General features: G+C 33.8%; 7 protein-coding genes. 6 read left to right on the forward strand and 1 reads right to left on the reverse strand.

The genetic code is table 11. From position 1 onward, the window contains the following. Positions 1–61: 61 nt before the first annotated feature. Positions 62–3,232 carry an ATP-binding cassette domain-containing protein gene (locus FG384_RS12500; protein ID WP_142642939.1) on the forward strand — a complete coding sequence of 1,057 codons (3,171 nt, stop codon included), beginning with the start codon at positions 62–64 and terminating at the stop codon, positions 3,230–3,232. Positions 3,233–3,522: 290 nt separating this feature from the next. Here FG384_RS12500 and FG384_RS12505 read toward each other — a convergent pair whose 3' ends face one another. Next, complete coding sequence (locus FG384_RS12505) at positions 3,523–5,037, reverse strand: LysM peptidoglycan-binding domain-containing protein (protein WP_240793418.1); 1,515 nt, start codon at positions 5,035–5,037, stop codon at positions 3,523–3,525. Between the two features lie 712 nt (positions 5,038–5,749). On the opposite strand from FG384_RS12505, the gene FG384_RS12515 reads away from it, so the two are divergent. The 5 genes from FG384_RS12515 (at position 5,750) to FG384_RS12540 (ending at position 12,191) form a co-directional block, all read left to right on the forward strand. Next, on the forward strand, positions 5,750–6,190 hold the full coding sequence (locus tag FG384_RS12515; protein WP_142642941.1) for an NUDIX hydrolase: 441 nt from the start codon (positions 5,750–5,752) through the stop codon (positions 6,188–6,190). An 802-nt stretch (positions 6,191–6,992) separates the two neighbouring features. Continuing rightward, positions 6,993–7,391, forward strand: coding sequence for a VOC family protein (locus FG384_RS12525; protein WP_142642943.1), 399 nt, complete (start codon positions 6,993–6,995; stop codon positions 7,389–7,391). A gap of 81 nt (positions 7,392–7,472) precedes the next feature. Continuing rightward, complete coding sequence (locus FG384_RS12530; protein WP_142642944.1) at positions 7,473–7,886, forward strand: GNAT family N-acetyltransferase; 414 nt, start codon at positions 7,473–7,475, stop codon at positions 7,884–7,886. 766 nt (positions 7,887–8,652) lie between these two features. Beyond that, complete coding sequence (locus FG384_RS12535; RefSeq protein ID WP_142642945.1) at positions 8,653–10,407, forward strand: ABC transporter transmembrane domain-containing protein; 1,755 nt, start codon at positions 8,653–8,655, stop codon at positions 10,405–10,407. Continuing rightward, positions 10,407–12,191 carry an ABC transporter ATP-binding protein gene (locus FG384_RS12540; protein WP_142642946.1) on the forward strand — a complete coding sequence of 595 codons (1,785 nt, stop codon included), beginning with the start codon at positions 10,407–10,409 and terminating at the stop codon, positions 12,189–12,191. Before FG384_RS12535 ends, FG384_RS12540 begins: the two co-directional genes overlap by 1 nt. Positions 12,192–12,260 lie beyond the last annotated feature (69 nt).

Here is a 12,260-nt window from a genome sequence, read left to right on the forward strand (position 1 = left end):
TAACAGATGAAGTTTAACTAATATGGTAATACTAAATTTAGAGAATGGAGATGATACCACTATGAAAGTAAATCAATTAATAGCGAACAATATTAACAAACTAGATGCAGCACTACCTGTAGATAAATCGTTAGGAATTGCTGGTTTATCTGGATCTGGTAAAACTACATTTTGTCAAACTATTGGAGAAGAATCCAAGAAGCGTCTCGTTTCCTTATTACCAAAAGCTGAATATCAATATTTGTTTCCAAACATTATGGAAACTAATTTCAGTGCTATCAAAATGGAAGAAATGCCTCTAGTACTTTTTCTCGGAAAATCATCCATTTCTTCGAATCCACGTTCAACGATAGGCACCCATACGGGCGTTTTTAAAGAGATTCGCGTGCGACTTGCTGAAGAATTTAATCTTTCTCCAGAAGTTTTTTCATTTAATAATGAATTAGGTTGGTGTCCCGCATGTAAAGGGCGCGGCACTACGAAAAATATCGAATGTAAAAAGTGTGAGGGCAAGCGTTATAATCCAGAAGTGGAGCAACATAAGATAGAAATATTGAATCAACCACATAGTATTTCCGATATTAACAACTTAAGTATTGAAACGATTCTTTCCCTTAGAGAAGAATTACATATTAGTGAAGCAAAACAACATATTCTTCAAAATATACTCAATATGAATATTGGTTACCTAACATTAAATCGTATTATGGGTACCTTGTCAGGTGGAGAAATAACGCGACTTTACTTGGCTGAATTTATGGCAACAAGTGAAAATACCGTTATTATTATTGATGAAATTTCAGTAGGTCTAGACCACCAAACACTATTGAAAATTTTAGAACAGATTAAACAATTGGGCTACAAGAATCAGATTTGGCTCATTGACCATTCTGACACGGTGCTTAACACATCGGAAGAACAATTATTCTTTGGACCTGGTAGTGGAAAATACGGTGGGAAAATTGTAGAAGAATCCCCACGTCCACAACCAATCACTTCGGAAAGAAATAAAGAAATGCCAATACTAAACTATCAATTTCAAGATCTATACTGCCGTAATATTCAAATGAAAGAAATTCAGATTCCTAAAAATAGAATTGTCACTTTTACGGGGGAATCAGGATGTGGGAAGTCTACACTTGTTAATGAATGTATTGCCAAAGATTTTCAGAAGCGATATCCAAAAGATAAACTCGTAATAGTTGGACAAGATCGAAATCAATCGATTACTAGTCGGTCTACAGTTGCAACGTTTCTTGATATTAAAAGGAAACTTACAAAATATAGTGAAGATATTGATGATATTTTTCAGCGTTCGATTGAAGATATTATTGAAGAACTGCCAAAGGAAGATATTGCTCATAAACGCTTGAGCTTATTAATCAAACTTGGACTTGGTTATTTGACGTTGGAAAGAAAAACGCAGTCTTTATCGACGGGTGAATTTCAATGTGTTCATTTAGTTTCTGAGCTGTTTGCTAACTCAAGAAACCCACATACGCTCTTTATTTTTGACGAGCCTTCCAAAGGTTTATCACAAAATATTTTAAATCAATTCATTGATAGTGTAAGGGTCATTCTGCAAGATGAATCTGTCTCTATTATGATGATAGAGCATAATGCTTATATGATAGACAACTCTGATTTTATCGTTGATTTTGGGGACAGGCAGATTGCACCTGTCGAGCGTCTTGATGTTGTCAGTCATGATGATTATTATCGCGGGCAAAACGGTCCAGAACAGGTTGCACCATTGCAAATTTCTTCTACACTAAATCAACCAAATGGCATAAACTATTTAACAGAAAACCATATTGCCTATTTTAAAAATGCAGAAAACGTCTATAAGGGCGGTATTTTAAAAAGCTTGTCCTCCATGGCCCGTTTGATTTATGGTGAATATGAAACAGACATAATTGCACCCGTTATCGCTATAGACTTGGAACGTCACTTATATAGTCAATATAGTTTTCTTTATGAACTTGGCGGCGTGATCAACCATATTGTAGCAGCTCATCCAACCAATAAAGATACAAGAAACTTTGATTTCTATCATCAAGACAATCATTGCCCATGCTGTTCGGGCCGTCGAGTGATTGAAAAATTTGATTTTGAAGTTGTTCTTCAGGATAAAACCGTGCCATTTTGGGATGGTCAATTACATGTAGATGTAATGGAAGTTTTAAAATTTTATCAGTTTTCAAAATTAGAATTCCTCTTTGATGAGATTAAAAATGAACTCGGTCAGGATATAAGTAAAAGTTATAATGACATGTCAGAAGCAGAAAAGCATACCTTTTTATACGGGTATTGGGAAAAGTCCTTTTATGATAAAGAAGGCAAGACAAGAAGGACTTGGGAAGGCTTTAATTTAATCATTGGGCGTTATATATTTGTATCGAAATCGATTATTAAAGAGCATATAAAAGAATCCAAAGAGATTATTACATGTCCCGTTTGCGAAGGAACCGTATTAAATCATCATAAAAAGCTCAAATTTGGTGACTCGGATATTCGAGAGATTATTCATCAGCCACTTGACCAAGTTATTAAAACAGTAGGGAAGTTACCGCAACTGGTAAAATTGAAATCTATTGTTGGCGGCGATATGGCCTTGACGGAGGATGTCTCCCTGTTACCTAGGGAAACACAAGTTGCACTGAAAATGCTTGAACTGGAACTAGCAAGCTTTGCCCATTATGAAATGGTATTACAAAATGTTTTACCATTCTGGGACAGTATTAGCGAGAATATCGACTCGATCAGCATGAATAATCGGATTACCATCTGTGACTTTACCAATATCACTGAGACAAGAGAAACCATTATTGATAAGTATTTCACTAATGGAAAATATAAAAAACTGACGTATGTTTATGAGGCGTTTGGTTACAAAAAACTTGTCACCCAAATTAATAAAATTAAAAAAAGTCATCCTTGCCCATTCTGTAAAGGAAAGAAAGTCATTACAGAAGAAAATCTCCATGATGGCGTATTTAAATTAACGATACCTTGTGTGAGTTGCAATGAAAGTGGTATTAATGATGAAGGACTTAAAGAAATTGTCGAAGGCATAGATGTAGAAACATGGCTAACTGGCAAAGTGAGTGATGTTGTTACTGAAAGCTTAAATCTTGAGCATGTTGCAGATCTTCTTATTTTCAATCGAATTCGTGAGTTGAATAAACAAGAAATGATGGCGATTTACCAATTCCTTGAGCATAATAAATAAATTAGATTTATTGAAACAAGATATATTTAAGTAAAGAGCTAGCTGTCAGTCAGTGAAGAAAACTCATCTGCAATAATAAATTGCAGATGAGTTTTTATGCTTTTCTGAAGAGGAGCTTGTTGGTTTTAAAGAATTATAGAATTAGTCATTTTAGGATGATTTGAACAAAGATTCCAGACAATTAAGTGTGGGATACTCCCGAAGAATATAAAATAACCTGAGTCTATATCAATTATAGACTCAGGTTATTAAGAGAGATTTCAACATCTAAAGGATGTTTTATATTGTAATTATTTATTGAAATGGTATACATCCCAAATGTCAGGAGTTTCAGAACCAATATACCAAGCAGCTGCACCGCCTAGGTTAAACTGGTTAGCCAAATTGACACGAAGTTTGATAGATTGTTTATCCTCCACCCATATTTGGTGTTTCTCACCGTTTGCAATGTATTCTACATAGTTTTGCTGAGTATTTTGATCCCAAACTTTTTTTAGCCCTTTTGAAGTGATGATTTTCTCAACTTCAACCATTGTTCGATCAATACTGTTCACTTTTTTCGTTGTTAAATTAGTGACCCATTCCCTTGTGTAGAATGGTACTCCTAATACGATTTTATGAGATGGTACATCATTCATTAAAAGTTCAACACCTTTTTTTGTCCAAGGCATTGAAGCTACAGAACCAGTTATTTGGTTGCCCCCCCAATGTTCTTCATAGCCCATCATAACAATATAGTCAGCAACTTCACCTAGCTTTTTACGGTCTAGACTTCCTGACCAAAAAGGATCACTATTTTCTCTTGTGACGTCAACAGATACTTTAATTCCATGAGGCTGCAGAGCCTTTTTAAGTTCAGTTATAAAGAGGACAAAATCTTGCTTGTTTTTCGGATCGATATTTTCAAAGTCCACATTGATCCCATCACTTTTTGTTTGGATCAAAGAATTCTTTAGTGCAGAAACTAATTTTTGACGATTTCCAGAATTACTTAATACTAAGTTAGTCAAAACAGGATCAAATTTATTACCAAATAGTGGCCAGACTTTCTTTCCCTTACTATGTGCATCCTTCAGATACTTTGTATCAGCTGTAATGGAAACAAAATTGCCTGAATTGCTTAAAGTATACCAACGGGGTGAGACAACATTTAAATTCGAATGATTCAGTTGTTGAGCATAATTCTTAGAGCTCCCATTATAGTTCCAACCCATAACGATACGTTCTTGATTCTTTTGTTGTAAATGGGACTTCTTCACCCATCCTTTTTTTCCACCTAACAATTGAATTTGTAGGTAATAATCAGGAATGTATAATTTTTGGCCTATAAAAAGGTTTGAAGTACGTAAATTGTTCAATTTGGTTAAATCATTAATGGATACTCCGTACTTTTTGGAAATTTTCCATAAAGTATCTCCTTTAATAACCGTATATACTTTGTACTTCTGTGGAATTATTAATTTCTGGCCAATTAGAAGTTCTGTAGAGCTAAGGTTGTTAGCTATCTGAAGTTCGCTCATGGAAACACCATATTGGTTTGAAATATTCCATAATGTATTTCCTGAAATTACTGAATGGGAAATTGCAGTGGATGAGTCTCCCGATACACTAGATAGAACAGGAAATTCATCTCCTCTTTTTAGAGTTGTAATAACGGTTGAACCTTGTTTCGGTTTACTTAGAACTTTAACGTTATCTATTAGAACAGATCCGACTGAAAGCGAATTACCGGCAGCCTGACCGATTATTGGTCCGAAATTGAAAAATAAAACTAATATAATTAAACTATGAAGTATTTTTTTCACTTAATCTCATTCTCCTCTAGTTTGAATGAAGTAGTACAACTCACCTAGATTACTATGGATTAAATTTAATAGATACAGGTACTTTGTGGTAAGGTGACCAATGATATTTGGTTTCCCAAAATGTAAGTATACAGGTACAGCGTTATAGAATGTTGGCGGGATATTTAATGGTATAATTTAATCATAATGTATTTTTTTATAAAAAATATGTCTATTGATAATTCAACTCGAGGTAATTATTACAATACTTTAGGAAGTATTATAGGTTCCTAATAGTTAAAGTAACCAAAATTGAAAATCAAATATACAGGTATAATTTTTTTAAGAAGGGATTATTAATATGAAAATATTATTAGAACTACTACGAATAATTATTATCTTTGTTTTTTTCGGAAGTTTGGGTGTGATGGTTATACGAAACACGTATAAAAGTTTAGAAGTAACTGAAACTTATTCATGGATTGGTGAAATCTCTATTTTAATTATCCTCTTTGTTTTGTATAAGAATAAGTGGCAATTCACTGGATGTTATAAAAGAAAGGACAGAGAAAAGTTAGCAAAGAGGGTTTCATTGACTCTAATACTGATTTCAATAGTACTTATTATTTCACCATTTATTATAGATTCTTTGCTCGTTTAAAGAGGATATAAAGGAAGTTTGGTTAAATAGAGATAAATAAATTGGATAAACATTTTAAAAGGGGAATAGAAAATGAAAAGAGTAGATGTTGCATATGTTCTTCTACATGATGAACAAGGCAAGAATGTTTTAATGGTTAAAAATACAGGAGAAAAATCTTCGTACTATACACTTCCGGGTGGAGCAGTGGAGTATGGAGAAACTCTTGAAGAAGCTGCAATTCGTGAGGTTAAAGAAGAAACTGGATTAGACGTACAAATAAATGGTCTTTTTACAGTGTGCGAAGCTTTTTTTGGAGATATAGGACATCATGCTATCTTCTTTACCTTTTACGGGAAAATAATTAGCGGTGAAATAAACATTTCATTACCAGATGAAATTGAGGAAATTAGTTGGATGGAATCTCAAAAAGCTGAAGAGTTCATGCATGTACCAAGTGAATTGAAAGGCTTAGTAAACAAAAAAGTTTCCATCCCATATATTCTAAGGGGCAACGTTGTCCAAGGATCTTAGGTTTTTGAATTCAATACATTTGGTGATATTTAGATTAAGGAGTTAGTAGTAATGAAAACTAAAATCAATCACCCATTTATCTATTTTTTGATGGAACCTAATGTAGTTTTAGTTTATAAGGTTGAAACACAAAATATTTAACTGCAATGGATTTGAGTAGAAGAGAAGAATGGGATACGTTCGAATTAAATAATGAAGATGAATTTATCTCCTTTGATCATAAAAAAAGTAAACCACTTGATTGAAGAGCGTACTTTATTCTCCAAGATGATATGAAAAGAGTAGTAGAAGAAATTAATAAATACATACAAAAATATCGTAAATTAAGAATGCTCTCTGGAAATCAACAACGAATAATTAGTGGGAGGATAGATAATGAAAAAAATAGGGCTTAGTATTCTATTTATCTGTATATACTGTTTTCCATTTGTCTATTTCTCAATGTACCAAGACTTCATTAGTGGTTCTATGATGGGATATATAATGATGGTAATAATAACATCACTAGTAGCTTTTTTTAGTAGGTTTTCTAATAATATATCGGCTATTATAATTGGGAATATAGTATCTACAATTATTTCATATTATTGCATGCGTAATATGATAGATAATGAGCGATGGGGAGGTTATTTTAAACCACTTACTCCAACTCACTTACTGTATTTGATAAGTCTATTGAATTTAATTCCTCAGTTTATGGCTATGAAATTAGCAAGTAAATACAAAATCAGGAAAACACCTAAAAGCAAGAATGTATAGCATTGATTTGACTATAAAATAATCTGATATAGGAGGGATATATTTGATTTTTGAAATGACTATTCAAATTCGAGTTACAGATATAGAAGAGGGGCATCGATGGTATGAAACTTTACTTAAGAAGAAGCCTGAATTAATTCCACATGAAGGATTTGTAGAGTGGGAGCTTCTTCCTGGATGTTGGCTACAAGTTGCGGAAGGTACTCCATCACTAGGGAGCGGGCCACTTCGCATTGCTGTGAAAGATATAGAGGCAGAAAAAGTAAGAGTAATGAAGGAATTAGATGTAGAAAATTTCGAAATATTTTCACGTGAAGAAGTTTCAGCGAAGTGGGGTACTTTTATAGACCATTGGGGTAACCAAATCGGTTTCTTTGAATATTTAAATAAGCATGAACAAAAAGAACGGATTAAGACTGTTTTAGGGCTAACAGAAGAATAATATGTGAAAAGGGTTAGTTCTAATTTCCATTCTATTAATTTCAAAACTTTTATGAAATTATTCCAAAAGGTGTTGAGTAATTTGAAAGAAATAAACACGATCATACTCCCTCTATCCATTAGAGAATTATTAACCTATGCAACATCTGCAAGTAAAATTGACCAAGAATATGACCTATATCTCCAATTGGAAAACAGACTGTTATACGGCTACAAGGAAAATGAAAAATTCATAGGATGTATTGGTTTTGAATTAACAGCTACTAATAATTGTGAAATTAAACATATTGCCGTATCGCCATTAGAACGAGGACGTGGAATTGGAAAATGGATGATTGATAATATTTGTGAAAAATATTCCTTACAACTAATTTTGGCAGAAACGGATTTAGATGCGGTAAGTTTTTATCGGAAACTTGGTTTTACAATTTTAAGCTTAGGAGAAAAATACCCAGGAGTAGAACGGTTTAGGTGTGAATATAGAAAAACAGAATAGTAATGGAGCATTATATTGTATAAGGTAAGCTAACTGATCAAGTATATGTTCGTTCCATGAACCTTTCAATCAGGTGCCTTCAATTACTTGGTGACCACTGAAAAACTCAACATTATTATTTTTATAGGAACTATGTGCTGTATTTCATTTAAAGAATTTAGCGCGACGCATGAGACTCCTGCGGGAAAGCGAGACAGACGAGACCCCGCACGAAGCAGAGCGAAGGAGGAGGCTCGTCGCTCGCCCGCGGAAAGCGAATGCCAAAGCGCTAAATTCTATTAGAATTATTTGATAGATAATTTATTTGAATGACACTTTTTCAGTGCCTCATTACTTGGGGGGGTATAAGACTGGGAACTAGTAATTATGGTAGTCTCGCTAGCATTCTTATTTTTTTATTCTGTCATATCCAGTATTTAGTGGTCATATTAACTATTCGAATATTTTGCATTCTTGTTTTTTAACATTTTGCTTTCTAGATATAGATTAACTTCAATTTATAACAAGATAGAATAAAAGAAATTGCCTTTTAAATTTTTTATATAAAATAGGCTTTTTTTATTTTCTTTCATGTTTTAATTCCTAAAACTAGATGATCTTCCTTACTTTACAAGAACATTTGTTCTGTGTAAAATTTAAGATAAACGAAGAAGGAAACGGAAAAAATATTTCAGAATCCGAATAATTTTATTTTCTTATCTTTCGCAATGTTTGAACATTTGCTAAACTAGTAAAGTCTTAATTTGTATAATATGGGGGAAATAACGTGAAAGTATTTTTGGATTTAGGGTGGTTTTTTAAAGAGAGGAAAAAGCAGTATTTAATCGGAATACTGATGCTTATGTTTGTAGCATTTTTGCAATTGCTTCCTCCGAAAATAATTGGTTACGTAGTAGATGAAATAAGTGAGGGAACATTAACCTTTGCTTTTTTGACAAAATGGCTTGGAATACTAGCTATTGCAGCTATAGGAATGTACATTTTACGTTATTATTGGCGAATTATGATTTTTGGATCAGCAATATTTTTAGCTAGACAGCTAAGAGAACAATTGTTTCGTCATTTCACGAAAATGTCCCCATCCTTCTACCAGAAAAAAAGAGTAGGAGATTTGATGGCACATGCAACGAATGACTTGTCAGCAGTGCAGCAAACAGCTGGTGCAGGAGTACTTACTCTCGTCGATTCCATTACAACGGGTGGATTTGTAATTGCAGCAATGGCAATAACGATTAACTGGAAACTCACGTTAATCGCTCTTATTCCGCTACCTTTAATGGCAATTTTAACAAGCTACTATGGTAAGCTTTTGCATCAACGATTTCGTTATGCTCAAGAAGCATTTTCAAATTTGAATGATAAAGCACAAGAAAGTATTTCTGGTGTAAAGGTCATTAAAACATTTGGTCAAGAAAAAGAAGATACAGAAGACTTTGTACGACTATCTCAAAAAGTAGTAGATAAAAATATCCGAGTTGCTAAGGTTGATTCGTTATTCGATCCAACAATTTCGTTGATCGTTGGTATATGTTTCTTCTTATCCATTGTGTTTGGTACTCGTTTCATCTTGGCAGGAGATATGTCTATTGGAGATTTATTTGCATTTACATCGTATTTAGGTCTTCTAGTTTGGCCAATGCTTGCCTTTGGTTGGTTATTTAATATTGTAGAACGAGGTAGAGCTTCCTATGATCGTATTAGGGATTTACTAGATGAAAAAATAGAAATAGCTGACAAAGTAGGAGCGTTAGAGCAAAAACCAGAAGGGGATTTAGAATTTCATATAGATGAATTTAAGTTCCCAGAAGATGAACGATTGGCACTACACAACGTCCATTTTACTTTAAAACGTGGAGAGACATTAGGGATAGTTGGGAAAACAGGTGCTGGTAAGACAGCAATATTAAAACTTCTAATGAGAGAATTTGAAGGATACACTGGGCAGATACTATATGGAGATCATCCAATTGATGCATATAAAAAACGTAGTTTACGTGAAGCAATTGGATATGTACCACAAGATCATTTTCTGTTTTCAACAACCGTGGCTGGTAATATTGCATTTGCAAATGCAGGAGCAACGATGGAACAAATTTACGACGCAGCAAAACTTGCTAATATCCATGAAGATATTCTGCAATTTACAGATGGCTATAAAACAGTTGTTGGAGAACGTGGGGTTTCATTATCAGGAGGTCAAAAGCAACGTATTTCTATCGCTCGTGCATTAATGATGGAGCCAGAGTTGCTTATCTTGGATGACTCATTATCCGCAGTAGATGCCAGAACGGAAGAAGCGATTTTAGAAGCATTAAAAGAAAAACGGACAGATGAAACTACGATTATCACATCACATCGTCTAAGTGCTATTCAACATGCACATCAAATTATAGTTATGAGCGATGGAACAATTATAGAAAAAGGATCTCATGAAGAGCTGATGGAAATAAAAGGTACATACTTTGAAATGTATCAATTACAGCAACTAGAAACATTAGTTGAAAAGGGTGGTGAGGAGTAATGGAAGAAAAACAACCACGGCTAACTGGAAAAGATCAGTGGAAAGTATTAAAAAGATTATTAACGTACTTAGCACCGCATAAAAAAATAATAAGTTTCGCCTTGTTTTTACTTATACTAACTGTAATAGGAGATATACTTGGACCATATTTAATAAAGACATTTATGGACGATTATTTAACACCAAAAAATTTCCCTACTGGACCGTTAGTAGGATTGGCACTAGGTTATGTCTTCATCCAATTAGGAAATGTAGTTGTAAGTTATTTTCAGTTACTAAAGTTTCAAGAAATAGCACTAAAAATTATCCAACAGATGCGTATCGATGTGTTTACAAAAGTGCATCGACTAGGCATGCGTTATTTTGATAAAACGCCTGCTGGAAGTATTGTTTCACGCGTAACGAATGACACAGAAGCTATTAAAGATATGTTCGTCAGTGTTTTAGTAGGATTTGTGCAAAGTGGATTTTTAGTAATAGGTGTATACATAGCCATGTTTATATTAAATATAAAGCTGGCTTTGATTACGACTATTTTATTACCAATATTATTTGTAGTTATACGTACGTATAGAAAATATAGTTCTGTTGTTTATCAAGACTTACGTGAACGACTTAGTCAACTAAATGCGAAGCTTGCGGAATCATTGCAAGGGATGACAATGATTCAAGCATTTAGGCAGGAAGATCGGTTACAAGATGAATTTAATGAAATTAATGATTCCCATTGGAACGCAGGTAAACGTAACATCAAACTAGATAGTTTACTACTCCGTCCAGCAATCGATTTAGTTTACGCATTAGCAATTATTATGGTACTCAGTTATTTTGGAATTACTTCCATGTCAAACATTGTAGAAGTCGGTGTTATATATGCATTTGTTACTTATATAGATCGATTCTTCGAGCCAATTAATCAAGTAATGCAACGTCTATCTATTTTTCAACAAGCAATTGTCGCAGCTTCTCGCGTATTCAAATTACTTGATGAGGAAGATTTAGCTCCATCACAAAAAAATGATGCACACGCTAAAATTGAGCAAGGAAAAATTGAATTTCAAAATGTTACTTTCTCATATGATGGTAAAACTGATGTATTAAAAAATATTTCATTTACTGCAGAACCAGGTCAAACGGTTGCATTAGTAGGTCATACTGGTAGTGGTAAAAGTTCTATTATAAACCTACTGATGCGTTTCTATGAGTTTGAACAAGGGGATATTAAAATTGATGGACATTCTGTCAAAGATTTTAAAACTGATGAAATTCGTGAAAAAGTAGGACTTGTGCTTCAAGATCCATTCCTATTTTATGGAGACATTGAAAGCAACATCCGCTTACATGCAAAAGATATGACAGATGAGGAAGTTAAAGCGGCTGCTGAATTTGTGCAGGCGAATAATTTTATCGAAAAACTACCTAACACTTACAAACAGAAAGTAACCGAAAGGGGATCTACATTCTCTAGTGGACAAAGACAGTTAGTAGCATTTGCAAGAACAATTGCAACGAATCCAAAAATTTTAGTTTTAGATGAAGCAACAGCTAACATTGACACAGAGACAGAGGTAGCCATTCAAAGTAGTTTGGAGAAAATGCGAAAAGGTCGTACAACAATTGCAATCGCACATCGCCTAAGTACGATACAAGATGCAGAACTAATATTAGTACTTCACCATGGGGAAATTGTTGAACGAGGAACACACCAAGAACTATTGAACCAAAAAGGTTTGTATCATAAAATGTACTTACTACAGAATAGCGTAGTGGAAGAAATAGCTTAATCGAACAAAGGTGAATCCAAATTAGAAAATTCAATACAAAGCGTTTCTGCGACGAGCTTTGCGCAGGAG

Source organism: Psychrobacillus vulpis, assembly GCF_006861825.1.
Classification (GTDB): Bacteria; Bacillota; Bacilli; order Bacillales_A; family Planococcaceae; genus Psychrobacillus; species Psychrobacillus vulpis.

Coding starts and splice junctions, on each gene's coding strand:
- FG384_RS12540 (WP_142642946.1), top strand. CDS start 10,407: ATGGAAGAAAAACAACCACGGCTAACTGGAAAAGATCAGTGGAAAGTA.
- FG384_RS12500 (WP_142642939.1), top strand. CDS start 62: ATGAAAGTAAATCAATTAATAGCGAACAATATTAACAAACTAGATGCA.
- FG384_RS12515 (WP_142642941.1), top strand. CDS start 5,750: ATGAAAAGAGTAGATGTTGCATATGTTCTTCTACATGATGAACAAGGC.